Origin of the sequence: Georgenia sp. 311 (assembly GCF_006151955.1) — a bacterium.
Taxonomy (GTDB): domain Bacteria; phylum Actinomycetota; class Actinomycetes; order Actinomycetales; family Actinomycetaceae; genus Oceanitalea; species Oceanitalea wutianyii.
In genome coordinates, this window is the sequence record NZ_VDFS01000009.1 from 1 (window position 1) to 17613 (window position 17613).

The following is a 17613-nucleotide window of genomic DNA, read 5'->3' on the forward strand; positions in this document are numbered from 1 at the left end:
CCCCCCCCGCCCCGAAAGCGTCGCGGTCAGCGGGAGCCGACCGGGGGCTTCGGGTCGGCCGGGTCGCCCCAGACGTCCCACCAGATGTGGTTGTCCTTCTGAGGACCCCAGGCGAGCTTGCCCAGGGTCAGGCCGTGGACGCTTCCCACCTCGGTCATGCGTGGCGCTTCGTACATGGAGCCTCCTTCGTCACGGTGTGCACGGCACCCTCGTGGGGGCCGGCTCCGACAGCGGAACGGGGGGTGCCGCTGACGTGGGACCGAGCCTAGGGTCGGCGACCCCTGTAGGAGGATGCCCTGGGCCCGAGAACCTGGGTGAAGCCGGGGTGACCAGCTGGGACGGGTACCGTCACCCGGCCTCTCACCCCCCGCGCGGGGCGACCTCGTGGAGGCGCGAATCGGCGTCCCCGGCACCGCCGCGTCGCTACGCTCGCCCTGACCACGCGGCGACGAGGACGGGACGAGGATGGACGGGACCAGGGCCGGCGAGCGCGCCGTCTCCGAGCTGCTCGTCGCGGTGTGCCGCGACGAGGTCGGTGGCCGTGCTGCCGACGTGCCGGACGCCGCGCTCGTCCGGGCGGCCCGGCACCACCGGATCTCCCCGCTCACGCACGTCAGGCTCCGTGAGCAGGCCCCCCGGGCCGCCGAGCTGCTGCGCCCCGACCGCGACGTCGCCAAGTCCCTCCACATCCGGGCCGGGATGCTCCTCGGGCAGGTCGGTGAGCTCCTCGGGGGAGTGCCGTGGGTCGTCTTCAAGGGCCCGGTGCTCTCCGAGCTCGCCCACCCGGTCCCCGGCCTGCGGCCCTACGGCGACCTCGACCTGCTCGTCGCCCCGCAGGACCTGCGCCGGGTGAGCGCGGCGCTCCTCGCCGCCGGCTGGGAGGTCGGGGACTACGAGGACATGCTCCGCAACCCCGAGGTCCCCGGTGAGATGCACTGGTTCACCCCCGCGGGCATCCCCGTGGACCTCCACTGGGCCATGGTCAACATGCGCTCACGGCGGCGGCTGTTCACCATCCCCACCGACGAGCTGCTGGCCCGGCGCCGGCAGGTGCGCATCGGGCTCGCGCGGGCGTGGACGATGGACGGGGCCGACTCCCTCGTCCACGTCGCCCTGCACGCCGCCCTCGCCGGCGCGAACCGGCTCGCGTGGATGCTCGACGTCGACCAGCTCGCCCGGCAGGTGGAGGACTGGGGGGTCGTCGCGGACCGCGCCGTGCAGTGGGGCGCCCAGGCCCAGGTCTCGCTCGCGCTGCGCAGGTCGGTGGCCACGCTCGGGACCCCGGTGCCGGACGAGGTCCACCGCAGGCTCGGGACGTCGGCGCCGCTGGGTGCGCTCCTGGACGCGGTCGACCGGCTCTGGCCGGTGGCAGCCCACCGCAGCGACGCCTCCGTGCCCCGGCTCGTCTCGCGCGCCGTGCGACCGGGCGCCGTGCGCACCGCTGTGCAGGTCGCGCGGAACGCCGGCCAGGGCATGCGCGACCGGGTGCGCCCGGCGGCCGGCCCCGCCCCGGACCGGGTGCCCGCCGGCCCGCAGGCGCTGGAGGTCTACCTCCGGGCGGTGGAGGCCGGCGCCCGGTCCGCGGCCGCCGCGCGGTGAGCGGCCCGGAGACCGTCGACGGTCGGCCGGTGACGGTCCTCCTCGTGCACGGGATCCGCGCGTCGCGGACGATGTGGCTGCGCCAGCTCGCCGCGCTCGAGGAGGCCGGCGTGCCCGCCCTCGCCCCGGACCTGCCCGGGCACGGCGAGCGCGCGGCCGAGCCCTTCACGCTCGACGGCGCCCACGCGGCGATCGAGGACGCCGCGCGGTCCGCGGGCGGCGCCGTCGTCGTCGTGGGGCTGTCGCTCGGGGGCTACCTCGCCCTGCACTGGGCGGCCCGCACCGCACGGCCCGTCGCCGGGGTCCTCGCCGCGGGCTGCTCGACCCGGCCCAGGGGGCCCGGGCTGGCCGGCTACCGCCGGGTGGCCCGGCTCATCGCCCGGCTGCCGGACGGCGGACGCGGCCTCAACGACACCCTCGCCCGGCTCGCGCTGCCCCGGGATGCCGTCGCCGACCTCGACGCGGGCGGCATGGCGCTCGGGGTGATGGACGCGGCGCTCGCCGCCGTCGCGGGCATCGACCCCGTCGCCGACCTCCGGGCGCTCGGGGACGTGCCGGTGCGACTGGTCAACGGCCGCTGGGACCACTTCCGCCTCGAGGAGCGCCGGCTGCTCGCGGCCTGCGCGAACGGCCGGCTCCACGTCGTCCCCGGGGCCCACCACCTCGTCTCCCTCGTCCGCCCGGCGGACTTCAACCGCATCATGCTCGACCTCGTCGCGGAGGTCGGCCCCGGCACGGTCAGGGCCGGCGGCTCGGGCTGATCCCGCCCAGGGCCCATGCCCGCACGCCGCCGACGATGCCCGCGCTGTTCGGCACGACGACCACCTCGTCGCCCAGCCGGTCGACCGCCTGCGGGGTGATCCGGCGGGAGTTCCCGCCACCGAGGTAGAGCCGGTCCCACAGGAAGACCGGCCGCAGCGAGTCGACCACCTGGCGGACGCGACGGGACCACATCGCATCGCCGAGCCGGAGCCGCTCGTGCTCCCCGATGTACTCGTCGTAGGTGAGCCCCCAGCGGGCGGGGGAGCGGGAGAGCTCGAGGTGCGGGGCGAGACGGCCGCCGTCGAACAGGGCGTTGCCCAGCCCGGTGCCGAGGGTGACGACGAGCTCGAGGCCCGCGCCGGCGATGACCCCGGCGCCGTGCACCTCGGCGTCGTTGAGGAGGAGGACCGGCATCCCGAGGGTCGCGCTGAGCGCGTCCTGGAAGTCCAGCCCCTCCCACGCCGTGACGAGCTCGGGCAGGACCCGGGTGCGCGGGCCGGCGCGGGTGACGTAGTGGGGGGTGCTCACGACGACGCCGTGGCGGATCATCCCGGGCATCCCGACGGTGGCGCGGTCGGCCGGCGGGAGCTGCTCGGCGAGCGCGCGGATCGTCTCGAGCAGGCGCTCGGGCGGCAGCGGGTAGGGGGTGGCCGCCCGGACGGGCGCGGCGTGCATGGTGCCGGCGGCGTCGAGCACGGAGGCCTTGATCCCCCCTCCGCCGCAGTCGACGGCGAGGGTGGCCGGCGTGCGGCCGTCGGTGCTCACTGGGTCCACCCGTCCGACGCTACTAGCCTCAGGCGGGTGAGCGCAGGAACCCCCACCCCGACCGGGACCCTCAGGGTCCGCCTCGACCTGCGCTACGACGGCACCGGCTTCGCCGGGTGGGCCGCCCAGCCGGGCCTGCGCACCGTCCAGGGGACCCTGGAGGAGGCGCTGACCACCGTCCTGCGCCTCCCCGCGCCGGCCAGGCTCACCGTCGCGGGACGCACCGACGCCGGCGTGCACGCCCGCGGGCAGGTCGCCCACCTCGACGTCCCGCGCGAGGCGTGGGCGGCACTGCCCGGGCGCAGCGACCGCGCGCCGGGGGAGGCCCTCGTCGCCCGGCTCGCCGGGGTGCTCGGGCGGGGCGCACACCCCCGCGGCGCGGGTGACGTCGTCGTGTGGCGCGCCGCCCCCGCCCCCGCCGGGTTCGACGCGCGCTTCTCCGCGGTGGCCCGCCGCTACGCCTACCGGATCGCCGACTCTCCGGGCACCCGTGACCCCCTGCGCCGCCACGACGTCCTGTGGCACGGGCGACCGCTCGACGTCGCCGCGATGGACCTCGCCGCCCAGTGGCTGCTCGGGGAGCACGACTTCGCCGCGTACTGCAAGCCCCGGGAGGGGGCCACGACGATCCGCACCCTGCAGGTGCTGCGCTGGGAGCGGGTGCCCGAGGCCGACGGCGGGCTCGTCGTCGCCACGGTGCGTGCCGACGCGTTCTGCCACTCGATGGTCCGCGCGCTCGTCGGCGCGAGCCTCGCGGTGGGCGAGGGGCGCCGCCCGGTGGACTGGCCGGCCGCGGTCCTGGCCGCGGGGCGGCGCGACCCGGCCGTCGCCGTCGCCCCCGCCCACGGCCTCACCCTCGAGGAGGTCGCCTACCCGCCCGACGCGGAGCTCGCCGCGCGCGCGGCGCAGGCGCGCAACGTCCGCACGCTGCCCGCCCCGCTCCCCGTGCGCGAGCCGGGAGCCGATGGCAGCCTGGAACCATGACCGAACCAGCAGAGGACACCCCCGCGACCAGCCCGGATCTCCAGTGGCCTGGCGAGGGGGACACCGACCAGCTCTCCAAGGAGGACACGCTTGAGGAGCGGGGGGTCGACGACCTCATCGAGGAGGGGTACTCCCCGCCGGAGCGGGACCCCCTGCGCGGCCAGAACCTCACCGAGCGCGAGCTCATCGAGGGCCACACGCTCGACGAGCGGCTCGAGGCGGAGGAGCCGGAGGTCTGGGACGCTCCCGTGGCGGCCGACCCGTCCCGTGAGCCGGACCGCGCCGGACGCCTCGAGGCGGTGCCCGACGAGGCCGCCGGAGCCGGCGGTACGCGGGAGCAGGACATGATGGCGCGCGACGTCGGGGTCGCCGGGGGAGCGGCCAGCGCCGAGGAGGCAGCGGTGCGCGTGCGCGACGAGAACGACCCCATCGGGCTCACCGACGAAGGGGGTACCCCGGGCTGACCGGTGGCGCGTCTCACTCGACCCGGATCACGGGCCCTTTGACCAGGCCCGGACCGCGGCGGTACCCTTGGATGTCGTTGTGCATCCCTTTGCGCTCCCCGGTGCTCCCACTCGCCGGCGCCTGCGCGGATGCGCGCAGCGAGCATCACCAGACCATGGGCGGCAGTGCGCCTCGCGCACAGTGTCCGCCCTCGATGAGAGAAACGAAGGCTACGCCCGTGCGCACGTACACACCGAAGCCCGGCGACGTCGAGAAGAACTGGTACGTCATCGACGCTACCGACGTCGTCCTCGGCCGACTGGCGACCCACGTCGCCACCCTGCTCCGTGGGAAGCACAAGCCGAGCTTCGCTCCGCACGTCGACAACGGTGACTTCGTCATCGTCGTCAACGCGGAGAAGGTCGCCCTCACCGGCAGCAAGCTCGAAGACAAGCTCGCCTACCGCCACTCGGGCTACCCGGGCGGCCTCAAGGCGACCACCTACGCACAGCTGCTGGAGCGCTTCCCCGAGCGCGTCATCGAGAAGGCCGTGCGCGGGATGGTGCCCAAGACGACCCTCGGTCGTGACCAGCTCAAGAAGCTCAAGGTGTACGCCGGCCCTGAGCACCCCCACGCCGCGCAGCAGCCGCAGGCCTTCGAGATCACCCAGGTTGCCCAGTAGTCCGTCAGGACCGGGCAGCCTCTCACCAGGACACGAGGAGAACTGTGGCTGAGACCACTCCTGAGATCGAGCTGGACGACGAGAACGTCCCCAGCAGCTACACCACCGAGACCGAGGCGCCCGCCCAGGGCGCCGGTCAGAGCCTCACCGCTCCGGGCCAGGCGCTCGGTCGCCGCAAGGAAGCGGTCGCGCGCGTCCGACTCGTCCCCGGGACGGGCAACTGGACCATCAACGGCCGCACGCTCGAGGACTACTTCCCCAACAAGCTGCACCAGCAGCTCGTGAAGTCCCCGTTCACGCTCCTCGACATCGAGGGCCGCTTCGACGTCATCGCCCGGATCCACGGCGGCGGCATCTCCGGTCAGGCCGGCGCGCTGCGCCTCGGCGTGGCCCGCGCCCTCAACGAGATCGACGCGGAGTCCAACCGCCCGACGCTGAAGAAGGCCGGGTTCCTCACTCGCGACGCCCGCGCCGTCGAGCGCAAGAAGGCCGGCCTCAAGAAGGCCCGTAAGGCCCCGCAGTACTCCAAGCGCTGACCTGCGCCATGGACGACGGTCCCGTGCCGGCTCCGCCGGCCCGGGACCGTCGTCGTATCTCGACACCGACCTGAGACGTGAAGGACTGCTGATGCCTCGACTCTTCGGCACCGACGGCGTGCGAGGGCTCGCCAACCGGGACATCTCCGCCGAGCTGGCGCTCGGGCTGGGCGCCGCCGCCGCGCGGGTGCTCACCGCCAGCACGGAGGGTTCGGGCCGCCGGCCACGTGCCGTCATCGGCCGTGACACCCGCATCTCCGGTGACTTCCTCTCCGCCGCGATCGCCGCCGGGCTCACGAGCGCGGGCGTCGACGTCGTCCAGGTCGGCGTGCTGCCGACGCCCGGTGTCGCACACCTCACGGCGACGACGGACGTCGACCTCGGCGTCGTCATCTCCGCCTCCCACAACCCCATGCCCGACAACGGCATCAAGTTCTTCGCGCGAGGTGGCTTCAAGCTCGAGGACGCCATCGAGGACGCCATCGAGGAGAGCCTGGGCACCGACTGGGCGCGCCCGACGGGTGACGGCGTGGGTCGCATCGAGGAGGACGCGCGCTCCGCGGACCGCACGTACATCGACCACCTCGTCGCCGCCACCGGGCGACCGCTCGAGGGCCTGCGCATCGCCATCGACTGCGCCAACGGTGCCGCCAGCGACATCGCCCCGCTCGCCCTGCGGGAGGCCGGTGCCGACGTCGTCGTCATCAACGCCTCGCCCGACGGCCGCAACATCAACGACGACTGCGGCTCGACCCACCCCGAGCAGCTCCAGGCCGTCACCGTCGCCTCCGGCGCGGCGATGGGCGTGGCCTTCGACGGCGACGCCGACCGCTGCATCGCCGTGGACCACGCCGGCACCATCGTCGACGGTGACCAGATCATGGGGGTGCTCGCCACCGCGCTCAAGGAGCGCGGGCAGCTCGCCGAGGACACCCTGGTCGTCACCGTCATGAGCAACCTCGGCCTGCTCCTCGCCATGCGGGAGGCGGGCATCCGCACCGTGCAGACGGGGGTCGGGGACCGCTACGTGCTCGAGGCCATGCGCGCGGGCGGCTTCAACCTCGGCGGTGAGCAGTCCGGCCACGTCATCGCCAGCGACCACGCCACGACAGGCGACGGCCTGCTCACCGCGCTCCTCCTGGCGGCGCGGGTCGTGGAGAGCGGCCGCCCGCTCGCCGACCTCGCCTCGATCGTCACCCGACTGCCGCAGACCCTCCTCAACGTCGGTGGCGTCGACAAGGCGCGCGCAGGGCAGGACGCCGTCCTCCAGGAGGCCGTCGCCGCCGCCGAGACGCGCCTCGGGGACACCGGCCGCGTCCTGCTCCGCCCCTCGGGCACCGAGTCGCTCGTCCGGGTCATGGTCGAGGCCGCGACCCAGGAGGAGGCCGACCTCGTCGCCGGCGAGCTGGCAGAGGTCGTGCGTGCGCGCCTGTCCCTCGGCTGACCACCGACCGGACCGACGACTCCTCCCCGGTGACATCCGGGGCCCGGCGGGATTCAATGGTGAGGTGAGCCCGGTGAGAACCTCGTGAGCGAGGCGATGATGGGGATCGAGGCCTGGGTCCTCGGCATGGCCGACTCCCCGTGGCTCCTGGTCGCCGTCCTCACGCTCGCCATGATCGACGGGTTCTTCCCGCCGGTCCCCAGCGAGTCGATCGTCATCGCCGTCGCCGTGCTCGCGATGACCGGGGAGGGGCCCAACCTGTGGCTGCTCATCCTCGTCGCCGCGACGGGCGCGTTCGCCGGGGACCTCATCGCGTACACGATCGGCACGAAGGTGCCCATCGACCGGTTGCGGATCTTCCAGGGAAGACGCGGGCAGGCCAGCCTGGGGTGGGCCAGGCGCGCCCTCGTCCACCGGGGCACCGTCCTCATCCTCTCCGCGCGCTTCATCCCGATCGGCCGTGTGGCGGTGAACATGACCGCGGGCGCCGTGCGCTTCCCGCGCCCCCGCTTCGTCCTCGTCGCCGGGATCGCGGCCATCCTCTGGGGCGGGTACGCGACGTTGCTCGGCATGGGCGCCGGCGTCTTCCTCCACGACCACCCGCTCGTCGCCGTCGGCGTCGGTGTGGCCGGTGGCGTGCTCCTCGGGTTCGGGGTCGACGCGCTGCTGCGGTGGGTCCATCGGCGCCTGGGCAGCAAGCTGCCCGAGAGCCTGGGGGCCCTGGACCCCGACTACGTGCCGCCCGCGGACCCACCCGCGCCGGGGCGCGGCAGCGACGAGCGCACGAGCACCTCCGGCTAGATCTTGCGCAGGCGCATCCGGCGCATCCGGTGGTCGCCCGCCTTGGTGAGGACGAGGGAGGCCCGGCTGCGGGTCGGGAGGATGTTCTCCTCGAGGTTCGGCTCGTTGATCGTGCTCCAGATGCGGGTCGCCGTGGCGGTCGCCTCCTCGTCGCTGAGGTCCGCGTAGCGGCGGAAGTAGGACCGTGGGTCGGCGAACGCGGTGCGGCGCAGCGAGAGGAACCGGTCGACGTACCAGCGGCGCACGTCGTCGGTGCGGGCGTCGACGTAGATCGAGAAGTCGAAGAAGTCGCTCACCGCGAGGCTCGGGGAGCCGTCCGACGTCGTGCGCGCCGGCTGGAGGACGTTGAGGCCCTCGACGATGAGGACGTCCGGGCGGCGCACGGTGATCTGCTTGCCGGGGACGATGTCGTAGGTGAGGTGGTCGTACACCGGGGCGCTCACCTCCGGCACCCCGGACTTCACCGCGCTGAGGAAGCGCAGCAGCGCGCGCTGGTCGTAGGACTCCGGGAAGCCCTTGCGCGTCATGAGCCCGCGCCGCTCGAGCTCGGCGTTGGGGTGGAGGAAGCCGTCGGTGGTGACGAGCTCCACCCGGGGCGTGCCGGACCAGCGGCGCAGCATCTCGCGCAGGAGGCGCGAGGCCGTCGACTTCCCGACGGCCACCGAGCCGGCCACCCCGATGACGAACGGCGTGCGGCCCATCCGCTCCCCGAGGAACGTCGACGTCACCGACCCGAGCCGGCGCGAGGAGGCGACGTACAGCGACAGCAGCCTCGACAGCGGCCGGTAGACCGTGTCGACCTCCTCGAGGTCGATGGGGTCGCCCAGGCCGCGGAGGCGGTCGATGTCGCCGGCCGTGAGCGGCTGCGGGGTCGACGCCGACAGCCTGCTCCACGCCCTGCGGTCGAGCTCCAGGAAGGGGGACAGCGACGTGGGGGCTGCCGGGAGCGCGGGCTGGGTCACGGCACACAGTGTCCCCTACCGCGAGGTGTGCCGCGCCCGGCCGCCGCCCGAGACGATAGCCTGGGCGACATGTGCGGAATCGTGGGTGCCGTGTCCGTGGCGAGCGCAGGCACCCCGCCTGCCGAGGTCGTGCTCGACGGGCTGGCCCGTCTGGAGTACCGGGGCTACGACTCCGCGGGGATCGCCGCCGTCACCGACGGCGGGCTCGCGGTGCGCAAGAAGGCAGGCAAGCTCCAGAACCTGCTCGACGAGCTCGAGCGCTACCCGCTGCCGCCCTCCAGGGCCGCGATCGGGCACACCCGGTGGGCCACCCACGGCGGCCCCACCGACGAGAACGCCCACCCGCACCTGTCCGGGGACGGCAACCTCGCCGTCGTCCACAACGGGATCATCGAGAACTACGCCGCGCTGCGCCGCGAGCTCGAGGCCGACGGCGCGCTCTTCCTCTCCCAGACCGACACCGAGGTCGTCGCCCACCTCCTGGGGCGCGCCTACGCCGGTGACCTCACCGCCGCGATGCTCGCCGTGACCGCGCGGCTGGAGGGTGCCTTCACGCTCGTCGCCGTCCACGCCGACCACCCGGGCACGATCGTCGCGGCCCGCCGCAACTCCCCGCTCGTCATCGGGCTGGGCGAGGGCGCGAACTACCTCGGCTCCGACGTCGCCGCGTTCGTCTCCCAGACCAAGCGGGCGCTGGAGGTCGACCAGGACCAGGTCGTCACCCTCACCGGCGACTCCGTCACCGTCGTGGACGCCGCCGGCCAGGAGGTCGAGCCGCGGGCGTTCACCGTCGAGTGGGACGCCGCCGCGGCCGTCAAGGGCGGCTTCGACTCCTTCATGGACAAGGAGATCCACGACCAGCCCCAGGCCGTGGCCGACACCCTGCTCGGGCGCACCGACGAGCTCGGCCGTCTCAAGCTCGACGAGCTGCGCATCGACGAGACGATCCTGCGCAGCATCGACAAGATCATCGTCGTCGCCTGCGGCACCGCCGCCTACGCCGGGTTCGTCGCGAAGTACGCCATCGAGCACTGGTGCCGCATCCCGGTCGAGGTCGAGCTCGCCCACGAGTTCCGCTACCGCGACCCCGTCGTCAACGAGAAGACGCTCGTCGTCGCGGTCTCCCAGTCCGGGGAGACGATGGACACGATCATGGCCGTGCGGCACGCGCGCGAGCAGGGCTCCAAGGTGCTCGCCGTCGTCAACACCTACGGCTCGACGATCGCGCGGGAGTCCGACGCCGTCCTGTACACCCACGCCGGGCCGGAGGTCGCCGTCGCCTCGACGAAGGCCTTCATCGCCCAGATCACCGCGACCTACCTCCTGGGCCTCTACCTCGCCCAGCTGCGCGGCAACAAGTACATCGACGAGGTCGCCGACTACCTCGCCGAGCTCGGGCGCATCCCCGCCCGCATCGAGGAGGTCCTCTCCCGCCAGGACGAGGTCCGCGAGGTCGCCCGCGCGATGCGCGACACGACGTCGGTGCTCTTCCTCGGGCGGCACGTGGGCTACCCGGTGGCGCTCGAGGGTGCGCTCAAGCTCAAGGAGCTCGCCTACATCCACGCCGAGGGCTTCGCCGCCGGGGAGCTCAAGCACGGGCCGATCGCGCTGGTCGAGGAGGGACAGCCGGTCTTCGTCGTCGTCCCCACGCCGCGCCGGCCCACCCTGCACGCCAAGGTCATCTCCAACATCCAGGAGGTGCGGGCGCGCGGTGCGCGCACCCTCGTCATCGCCGAGGACGGCGACGACGCCGTCGAGCCGTACGCCGACGTCGTCTTCCGCTACCCGGCCACGCCGACGCTCATGACGCCGCTCGTGTCCGTCGTGCCGTTGCAGATCTTCGCCTCCGAGCTCGCCCGGGCGAAGGGCTACGACGTCGACCAGCCGCGCAACCTCGCGAAGTCCGTGACCGTGGAGTGAGCCGGTGATCGTCGGGGTGGGGATCGACGTCGTCGACGTCGAACGGTTCATGGCGACCCTCGAGCGCACGCCCCGGCTGCGGGACAGGCTCTTCACCACCGAGGAGCGCGGCCTGCCGTCGGCCTCGCTCGCGGCGCGCTTCGCCGCGAAGGAGGCCATCGCCAAGGCGCTCGGGGCACCGGGCGGCATGTCGTGGCAGGACTGCACCGTCGAGCGGGTGCCGGGCGGGGCGCCGGTCGTCCACGTGCGCGCCTCCGTCGCGCAGCGGGCCGCCGAGCTCGGCGTGCGCACCTGGCACCTGTCCATCTCCCACGACGCCGGGATCGCCTCGGCCATGGTCGTCGCCGAGGGCTGATGATCCGCGCACACGAGGCACAGGCGATCCGGGAGGCGGAGGCCCCCCTGCTCGCCGCCACCCCGGCCGACGCGCTCATGACCCACGCCGCCTTCGCCGTCGCGACGGCCGTGCTCGAGGAGCTCGACCGGCTCGGGGCGCGCCGCAGCGGCACGACGGTGCTCCTGCTCGTCGGCGGTGGCAACAACGGCGGGGACGCCCTGTACGCCGGCGCCTACCTCGCCCGCCGCGGGCTGCAGGTGGCCGCCGCGCTGTGCACCGACCGCCCCCACGAGCGCGGCCTGGCCGCGGCGCGCCGGGCCGGGGTCCGCACCCACGACGTCCTCGACGCCGCCGGCCGGCCACGCGAGGAGCTCCTCACCGTCCTCGCCGACCGCGCCGGGGTGTGGCTCGACGGGCTCACCGGCATCGGCGCGCGCGGCGCCCTGCGCGAGCCGCTCGCCGGGATCGTCACGGCGCTCGCCGACCGGCGGGCCGCGATGCCCGACGAGCCGACCGTCGTCGCCGTCGACGTCCCCTCGGGCATCGGGGTCGACGACGGCACGGTGGCCGGGCCGGTCCTGCGCGCGGACGTCACGGTGACGATGGGCGCGGCCAAGCCGGGCCTGCTCGCCCGCCCGGCCGAGGCGCTCGCCGGACGGCTCGTCGTCGTCGACATCGGGCTCGGGCTGGGGGAGGCGGCCCTCGCCCGCCTCGGCCCCGCCGACGTCGCCGACCTGCTCCGCCCGCCCCTGCCCACCGACCACAAATACACCCGCGGTGTCCTCGGCCTCGTCGCCGGGTCGACGACCTACCCCGGCGCCGCCGTCCTCGCCGCCGCCGGCGCGATGCGCACCGGCGTGGGCATGGTGCGCTACCTCGGCCCGGAGGGCCCCACCCGCCTCGTCCACGAACGCTTCCCCGAGGTCGTCGCCGGCAGCGGCCGGGTCCAGGCCTGGGCCGCAGGCAGCGGCGTCGACCCGGCCGACGAAGGACGCGCCGAGGACGTCCGCGACGCCCTGCGCCGGGCGCTCGCCGACGGCCTGCCCGCCGTCCTCGACGCCGGGGCGCTGGCCCTGGCCCCCGAGCGGCTGCCCGCGACCGTCGTCCTCACCCCGCACGCCGGGGAGCTCGCCCAGCTCCTCACCGAGCGCGGGGAGAGGACGAGCCGCGCCGACGTCGAGGCCGCTCCGCTGCCCGCCGCCCGCCGCGCCGCCGCGCTCACCGGCGCCACCGTCCTGCTCAAGGGGGCGACGACGGTCGTCGCCGCCCCGGGCGGCACCACCCTCACCCAGGCCGACGGCGGCCCGTGGCTGGCCACCGCCGGCACCGGCGACGTGCTCGCCGGTGTGCTCGGGGCGCTGCTCGCCCAGCGCGCGGAGGACCTCGCCGGCGGGGGAGACCCGGACGGCGCCCTCACCGCCGAGCTCGCCGCGGCCGCGGCCCTCCTCCACGGCCGGGCCGGGACGCGTGCGTCCGCCGGTGGCCCGGTCACCGCCCTCACGGTGGCCGACGCCCTCCCCGGCGTCGTCGCCGACGTCCTGGCCTCACCCTGAGGGCCGGGCACAGGTGGGAGACTCGGGGACTGTGAGCTACTACCCGGCCCGGGCGGTCGTCGACCACGCCGCCATCCGCGCGAACGTCGAGCGGCTGCGCGCCGTCGCCGGCCGTGCGGAGGTCATGGCCGTGGTCAAGGCCGACGCCTACGGGCACGGCCTCCTCCCGGTCGCGCGCACCGCGCTGGCCGCCGGGGCGACCTGGCTCGGCGTCGCCCAGCTCGGGGAGGCGCTCGGCCTGCGCGCCGCGGGCGTCACCGAGCCGCTCCTCACGTGGATCTACGCGCCGGGTGCGCCCCTGACCGACGCGGTCGCCGCCGGGATCGACGTCTCGGCCGCCGCGCCGTGGGCGCTGGAGGAGCTCGCCGCGGCCGCCGTGCGCGCCGGCCGGCCCGCCCGCGTCCACCTCAAGGCCGACACCGGGATGGGCCGCGGCGGCGCCCGGCCCGAGGCGTGGGACGGGCTCGTCGACCACGCCGCCCGGCTCGCCGCGGAGGGCACGCTCGACGTCGTCGGGGTGTGGTCCCACCTCGCCCGGGGCGACGAGCCGGAGGCCTCCACCACCGCCGAGCAGGTCGCGGCCTTCCGCGCGGCGCTCGCCGTCGTCTCCCGCGCCGGCCTGCACCCCGCCGTGCGCCACCTCGCGGCGTCCTCCGGGACGCTGTTCCACCCCGAGACCCACTTCGACCTGGTCCGGCCCGGCATCGCCCTCTACGGCCTGTCGCCGGCGCCCGACGTCGCGAGCCCCGTCGACCTCGGCCTGCGCGCGGCGATGCGCCTGGAGGCCGACGTCATCCTCACCAAGGACGTCCCCGCCGGCACGCGCGTCGGCTACGGCCACACCTACGCCACCCCGGAGGCCGGGCGGCTCGCCCTCCTCCCGCTCGGCTACGGCGACGGCATCCCCCGCCACGCCGGCAGCACCGGGCCGGTCCAGCTCGCCGGGCGCAGGGCGCGCATCGCCGGCCGGGTGAGCATGGACCAGATCGTCGTCGACCTCGGCCCCGGCGCCGACGTCGCCCCCGGTGACGTCGCCGTCCTCTTCGGCGACGCCCGCGACGGCGTCCCCACGGCCGAGGACTGGGCGGCGGCGGCCGGCACCATCGGCTACGAGATCGTCACCCGCCTCGGCACCCGCGTCCCCCGTACCCACGTCTCGCAGGAGGTCACCCCGTGAGCACCACCTGGCAGCTGCCCGACCCCGAGGCCACCCGCGAGCTGGGCCGCCGGCTCGCCGGCGTGCTCCGGGCCGGGGACCTCGTCGTCCTCACCGGCGACCTCGGCGCCGGGAAGACGACCCTCACCCAGGGCATCGGCACCGGGCTCGGGGTGCGCGGCCAGGTCGCCTCCCCGACGTTCATCATCGCCCGCTCCCACCCGAGCCTCGGGCAGGGCCCCGACCTCGTCCACGTCGACGCCTACCGCCTCGGGTCCCTCGCCGAGGTCGACGCGCTCGACCTCGACAGCTCCCTGGAGGACTCGGTCACCGTCGTCGAGTGGGGCGAGGGGATGGTCGAGGACCTCACCGAGGACCGGCTCGAGATCAGCGTCGCGCGTCCCCGCGGCGGCCTGGCCGGGCAGGACGAGGTCGCCGACGCGGGCACCCGCACGGTCACCGTCCGCGCCGTCGGGCCGCGCTGGGAGGGTGTGGACCTCGCCTCCGCCGTCGGGCGGGCGGACGCCTGGGACCGGCCGTGACCCACCGGCTGCTCAGGGCGGTGCTCACCGCGCTGCTCGTCGCCGTCCCCACCGCCGCCCTCGCAACGACCGAGGACCCCGGCGCTCCCGCCGTCGTCGTCACGACCGCGCCCGAGGACGTCGTCGCCTGGTTCGCCGAGCAGGGGCCCCGCGCCCTCACCGCGGCGGACCTCGACGCGCCCGACCAGCTCACCGTCGGCACCCCGCGGCCCGTCGCGAGGTGGACCGAGGCCTTCCTCACGGGGCAGCACGCCGACCAGGTGGCCGAGCAGACCGCGGAGTGGGTCGCCCCGGTGCTGCGCCAGGTCGAGGACGTGGCCGAGGCCGTCGCCGTCGTCCACGCCGCCGAGGACGGCGGGCTCGAGCTCGTCGCCGTCGTGGCGGACACGCTGCTCGCCGAGACGGTCGCCGGGGCCCCCGAGGATGCCGTCCTCGTCGCGGACGACACCGTCGAGGGCTGGTTCGGGCTCCTCGACGGGGAGGTCCGCGCGGTGTCCGAGGGCGCCCGCGGCGTGCTCCAGGGCTCGCTGCCCCCCGAGGTCTTCCAGACCTTCCTCGCCGGTTGGCACGGGGAGTCCGGCACGGCCCCGCCCCGGGCGGCGGAGCAGGAGGACGCCGCCGCGCTCTCCCCGCTCGTGCCGGTCGCGATCATCGTCGTGGGCGCGGTCGTCGCCTGGCTGCTCGTGCGCCACTACCGGCGCGCGGACTCCCGGATCGCGGCCGACGTCCGCGCCGGGCTGGAGCCGCCCCCGCCGGGGGAGGACACCGCCACCGAGGACCCGGCGCAGCGGTAGCCGCGTGCCCGCCGTGCCCCGCGCGGACTACCCTGGGCGCGTGCGAACCCTGTGCATCGACACCTCCGCCGGCAGCGCCGTCGCCCTCCACGACACCGAGGCCGGCGTCCTGGCCCGGGCGCGCAGCGCCGACCACCGCGGACACGCCGAGCGGCTGTCCGCCCTCGTCGTCGAGGTGCTCGAGGCGGCAGGACTCACGACGGCGGACGTCGACCGGGTCGCGGTCGGCACGGGACCGGCGCCGTTCACCGGGCTGCGCGTGGGCATCGTCACCGCGCTCGCCCTCGGGCGGGCGCGCGGGATCCCCGTCCACGGCGTGAGCAGCCTCGACGTCCTCGCGCGCCAGGTCCTCGACCTCGAGCCGGACGCCACCGTCGTCGTCCTCGGTGACGCGCGGCGCAAGGAGGTGTACTCCGCGCGCTACCGCGCGCTCGGGGCGGACGACGTCGAGCTGCTCGACGGCCCTCGCGTCGGTCCGGCGGCGGACGTCGCCGGTGACGCGCTGGGCGCGGCCGTCGACCAGCCGCCCGTCGTCGTCGCCGGGGCGGGCGCGGTGCTCTACGCGGACGTCGTGCCCCCGACGCCGGGGACCCCCGACGAGGTCGACCCGGGCGTGCTCGGGCGGATCGTGGCGGCACGCCTGGCGCGCGCCGACGCCGGTGAGGACGTCGCGCTCGGCACCGAGCCGCTCTACCTGCGCCGCCCGGACGTGTCCCCGGCGGGAGCCCGCAAGCGGGCCTCGTGACCCTCCGGCCGCTGCGCGAGGGCGACCTCGACCGGGTGATGGAGCTCGAGGCCGAGCTCTTCGGTCGTGGCGCCTGGTCCCGCGAGGTCTACCTCGGCGAGCTCGCCCTGGCCGGCCGGTACTACGTCGCGGCCGAGGAGGACGGCGTGCTCGTCGGCTACGCGGGGATCGCGCTGGCGGAGGACTCCGAGGTCATGACCGTCGGGGTCGCTCCCGCGAGCCGCGGCAGGGGCGTGGGGGCGGCACTGCTCGCCGACCTGCTCGAGCGGGCCCGTGCCGCCCGCGCCCGCCACGTGTTCCTCGAGGTGCGGGCCGGCAACGACGCCGCCCAGCGGCTCTACCGCCGGGCGGGGTTCGAGGAGATCGGCACCCGGCCGCGCTACTACGGCGACGAGGACGCCGTCGTCATGCGGCTGCGGCTGCGTGGTGGCCTGGGGGACCTCACCGCCGGCTGACGGGCGCGGCCCCGGGACACTGCCCGGGGCCGGCCGCGGTCACAGGACGACGGCGGCCGTCTCGAAGTCGAGGCGCCCGGCGCGCGGACGAACGGCCCCGTCCTCCTCGCTCGCGGCGTGCCCGACGTTGAGCACCGCGAGGGTGCGCCAGCCCGACTCGGCGAAGAGCTCGGCGTCCACGCCAGCGGCGTCCAGGCCGGTCATCGGGCCGACGGCGAGACCGGCCGCGCGCAGCCCGAGGATGAGGTAGCCGAGCTGGATGAGGGCGTTCGTGCGGGCGAAGCCGTCGCGGAACTCGGGGTCGCCGTCCATCTTCTCCCGGGCCCCGGGGCGGTGCGGCGCGAGGACGTCGAAGTGCTCGTGGAACGCCGGGTCGTAGGCGACGACGATGCTCAGCGGCGCGACGAGGGTCTTGTCCTGGTTGCCCTTGGCCAGGTGCGCGACGAGACGCTCACGGCCCTCGCCCCGCTCGACCAGCGCCAGGCGCAGCGGCTGGCAGTTCATCGCCGTCGGCGCCCAGCGCACCGCCTCGTAGACCTCACGCACAGTCGCGACGTCGACCGGCTCGTCGGTGAAGAGGTTGGTCGTGTGCGCGTCCTGGAAGATCCGCGGGTCGAGGGAGACAGAGGGGTGCTGGAGAACGTCGGTCGTCATGTCGGTGGCAACGACGCCGGCCGCGCGCCCCATCCCGCGGTGCCGGTGATGTCGGCCACACGTGTCCCGCCACGGTGGCGCACTACCCTGTGGGGGTGAGCGAACCACTGGTCCTCGGGATCGAGACGAGCTGCGACGAGACCGGCTTCGCGCTGGTCCGCGGCCGCGAGCTGCTCGCCGACGTCACCGCCTCCTCGATGGACGAGCACGCACGCTTCGGGGGCATCGTGCCCGAGGTCGCGAGCCGGGCCCACCTCGAGGCCTTCGTCCCCACGCTCGACGCCGCGCTCGACGCCGCCGGGTGCCGCCTGGAGGACGTCGACGCCGTCGCCGTGACGGCCGGCCCAGGACTCGTCGGCTCGCTCACCGTCGGCGTCGCCGCCGCGAAGTCCCTCGCCCTCGCCCTGGACCGCCCGCTCTACGGCGTCAACCACGTCATCGGGCACATCGCCGTGGACGAGCTCGTCCACGGTCCGTT

The 17613-nt window shown here is 75.3% G+C and carries 20 protein-coding genes and 1 pseudogene; 17 read left to right on the forward strand and 4 right to left on the reverse strand.

Annotated features, from left to right (window positions below):
* Positions 1–26: 26 nt before the first annotated feature.
* Positions 27–176 carry a lasso RiPP family leader peptide-containing protein gene (locus FHE66_RS00810; RefSeq protein WP_139071099.1) on the reverse strand — a complete coding sequence of 50 codons (150 nt, stop codon included), beginning with the start codon at positions 174–176 and terminating at the stop codon, positions 27–29.
* Positions 177–465: 289 nt separating this feature from the next.
* Here FHE66_RS00810 and FHE66_RS00815 point away from each other — a divergent pair, with 289 nt between their 5' ends.
* Both FHE66_RS00815 and FHE66_RS00820 read left to right on the forward strand, forming a co-directional pair.
* Positions 466–1599 carry a nucleotidyltransferase family protein gene (locus FHE66_RS00815; RefSeq protein ID WP_139071100.1) on the forward strand — a complete coding sequence of 378 codons (1134 nt, stop codon included), beginning with the start codon at positions 466–468 and terminating at the stop codon, positions 1597–1599.
* A 29-nt stretch (positions 1600–1628) separates the two neighbouring features.
* The gene (locus tag FHE66_RS00820; RefSeq protein ID WP_139071101.1) at positions 1629–2360 is read left to right on the forward strand and encodes an alpha/beta fold hydrolase; all 732 of its coding nucleotides are present in this window, start codon (positions 1629–1631) and stop codon (positions 2358–2360) included.
* Here the strand turns inward: FHE66_RS00820 and FHE66_RS00825 are convergent.
* On the reverse strand, positions 2338–3135 hold the full coding sequence (locus FHE66_RS00825) for an ROK family protein (RefSeq protein ID WP_139071102.1): 798 nt from the start codon (positions 3133–3135) through the stop codon (positions 2338–2340). The two genes, FHE66_RS00820 and FHE66_RS00825, sit on opposite strands and share 23 nt — an antisense overlap.
* Positions 3136–3162: 27 nt before the next feature.
* On the opposite strand from FHE66_RS00825, the gene truA reads away from it, so the two are divergent.
* From truA to FHE66_RS00855, 6 genes are all read left to right on the forward strand, one after another.
* A complete protein-coding gene (gene truA, locus FHE66_RS00830; RefSeq protein WP_139071103.1) occupies positions 3163–4110 on the forward strand; it encodes a tRNA pseudouridine(38-40) synthase TruA in 948 nt (315 codons plus the stop codon).
* Positions 4107–4574: a DUF5709 domain-containing protein gene (locus FHE66_RS00835; RefSeq protein WP_139071104.1), complete on the forward strand. Its 468-nt coding sequence runs from the start codon at positions 4107–4109 to the stop codon at positions 4572–4574. Before truA ends, FHE66_RS00835 begins: the two co-directional genes overlap by 4 nt.
* 218 nt (positions 4575–4792) lie before the next feature.
* Positions 4793–5236, forward strand: coding sequence for a 50S ribosomal protein L13 (gene rplM / locus FHE66_RS00840; protein ID WP_139071105.1), 444 nt, complete (start codon positions 4793–4795; stop codon positions 5234–5236).
* 44 nt (positions 5237–5280) lie between these two features.
* Positions 5281–5772 (forward strand): 30S ribosomal protein S9, encoded by a 492-nt coding sequence (gene rpsI / locus FHE66_RS00845; protein ID WP_139071106.1) that lies wholly within the window; start codon positions 5281–5283, stop codon positions 5770–5772.
* Between the two features lie 91 nt (positions 5773–5863).
* Positions 5864–7216 carry a phosphoglucosamine mutase gene (glmM, locus tag FHE66_RS00850; protein WP_139071107.1) on the forward strand — a complete coding sequence of 451 codons (1353 nt, stop codon included), beginning with the start codon at positions 5864–5866 and terminating at the stop codon, positions 7214–7216.
* A gap of 84 nt (positions 7217–7300) precedes the next feature.
* A complete protein-coding gene (locus FHE66_RS00855) occupies positions 7301–8017 on the forward strand; it encodes a DedA family protein (RefSeq protein ID WP_139071108.1) in 717 nt (238 codons plus the stop codon).
* Here the strand turns inward: FHE66_RS00855 and coaA are convergent.
* Positions 8014–8979, reverse strand: coding sequence for a type I pantothenate kinase (coaA, locus tag FHE66_RS00860; RefSeq protein WP_139071109.1), 966 nt, complete (start codon positions 8977–8979; stop codon positions 8014–8016). The two genes, FHE66_RS00855 and coaA, sit on opposite strands and share 4 nt — an antisense overlap.
* Before the next feature lie 69 nt (positions 8980–9048).
* Here coaA and glmS point away from each other — a divergent pair, with 69 nt between their 5' ends.
* Genes glmS through rimI form a run of 8 tightly spaced genes read left to right on the forward strand, consistent with a single transcriptional unit; the run spans position 9049 to position 16481 of the window.
* Positions 9049–10899, forward strand: a complete 1851-nt coding sequence (glmS, locus tag FHE66_RS00865; RefSeq protein WP_139071110.1) for a glutamine--fructose-6-phosphate transaminase (isomerizing) — start codon at positions 9049–9051, stop codon at positions 10897–10899.
* 4 nt (positions 10900–10903) lie between these two features.
* Positions 10904–11254 (forward strand): holo-ACP synthase, encoded by a 351-nt coding sequence (locus FHE66_RS00870; RefSeq protein WP_139071111.1) that lies wholly within the window; start codon positions 10904–10906, stop codon positions 11252–11254.
* Positions 11254–12789: an NAD(P)H-hydrate epimerase gene (locus FHE66_RS00875; protein WP_139071112.1), complete on the forward strand. Its 1536-nt coding sequence runs from the start codon at positions 11254–11256 to the stop codon at positions 12787–12789. Before FHE66_RS00870 ends, FHE66_RS00875 begins: the two co-directional genes overlap by 1 nt.
* Positions 12790–12820: 31 nt before the next feature.
* On the forward strand, positions 12821–13966 hold the full coding sequence (gene alr, locus FHE66_RS00880) for an alanine racemase (RefSeq protein ID WP_139071113.1): 1146 nt from the start codon (positions 12821–12823) through the stop codon (positions 13964–13966).
* Positions 13963–14487, forward strand: coding sequence for a tRNA (adenosine(37)-N6)-threonylcarbamoyltransferase complex ATPase subunit type 1 TsaE (gene tsaE, locus FHE66_RS00885; protein WP_139071114.1), 525 nt, complete (start codon positions 13963–13965; stop codon positions 14485–14487). The genes alr and tsaE overlap by 4 nt, the downstream gene beginning before the upstream one ends.
* Positions 14484–15281, forward strand: coding sequence for a hypothetical protein (locus FHE66_RS00890; RefSeq protein WP_139071115.1), 798 nt, complete (start codon positions 14484–14486; stop codon positions 15279–15281). Before tsaE ends, FHE66_RS00890 begins: the two co-directional genes overlap by 4 nt.
* 40 nt (positions 15282–15321) lie before the next feature.
* Positions 15322–16026: a tRNA (adenosine(37)-N6)-threonylcarbamoyltransferase complex dimerization subunit type 1 TsaB gene (gene tsaB / locus FHE66_RS00895; protein WP_139071116.1), complete on the forward strand. Its 705-nt coding sequence runs from the start codon at positions 15322–15324 to the stop codon at positions 16024–16026.
* The gene (rimI, locus tag FHE66_RS00900; protein ID WP_139071117.1) at positions 16023–16481 is read left to right on the forward strand and encodes a ribosomal protein S18-alanine N-acetyltransferase; all 459 of its coding nucleotides are present in this window, start codon (positions 16023–16025) and stop codon (positions 16479–16481) included. The genes tsaB and rimI overlap by 4 nt, the downstream gene beginning before the upstream one ends.
* A 39-nt stretch (positions 16482–16520) precedes the next feature.
* On the opposite strand, the gene FHE66_RS00905 is transcribed toward rimI, so the two are convergent.
* Positions 16521–17135: a malonic semialdehyde reductase gene (locus tag FHE66_RS00905; RefSeq protein WP_139071118.1), complete on the reverse strand. Its 615-nt coding sequence runs from the start codon at positions 17133–17135 to the stop codon at positions 16521–16523.
* 95 nt (positions 17136–17230) lie between these two features.
* Between FHE66_RS00905 and FHE66_RS00910 the strand changes: the two are divergent.
* Positions 17231–17613: pseudogene (locus FHE66_RS00910) on the forward strand (tRNA (adenosine(37)-N6)-threonylcarbamoyltransferase complex transferase subunit TsaD); the annotation flags it as partial.

Coding starts and splice junctions, on each gene's coding strand:
- FHE66_RS00810 (WP_139071099.1), bottom strand. CDS start 176: ATGTACGAAGCGCCACGCATGACCGAGGTGGGAAGCGTCCACGGCCTG.
- FHE66_RS00815 (WP_139071100.1), top strand. CDS start 466: ATGGACGGGACCAGGGCCGGCGAGCGCGCCGTCTCCGAGCTGCTCGTC.
- FHE66_RS00835 (WP_139071104.1), top strand. CDS start 4,107: ATGACCGAACCAGCAGAGGACACCCCCGCGACCAGCCCGGATCTCCAG.
- glmM (WP_139071107.1), top strand. CDS start 5,864: ATGCCTCGACTCTTCGGCACCGACGGCGTGCGAGGGCTCGCCAACCGG.
- glmS (WP_139071110.1), top strand. CDS start 9,049: ATGTGCGGAATCGTGGGTGCCGTGTCCGTGGCGAGCGCAGGCACCCCG.
- FHE66_RS00875 (WP_139071112.1), top strand. CDS start 11,254: ATGATCCGCGCACACGAGGCACAGGCGATCCGGGAGGCGGAGGCCCCC.
- FHE66_RS00905 (WP_139071118.1), bottom strand. CDS start 17,135: ATGACGACCGACGTTCTCCAGCACCCCTCTGTCTCCCTCGACCCGCGG.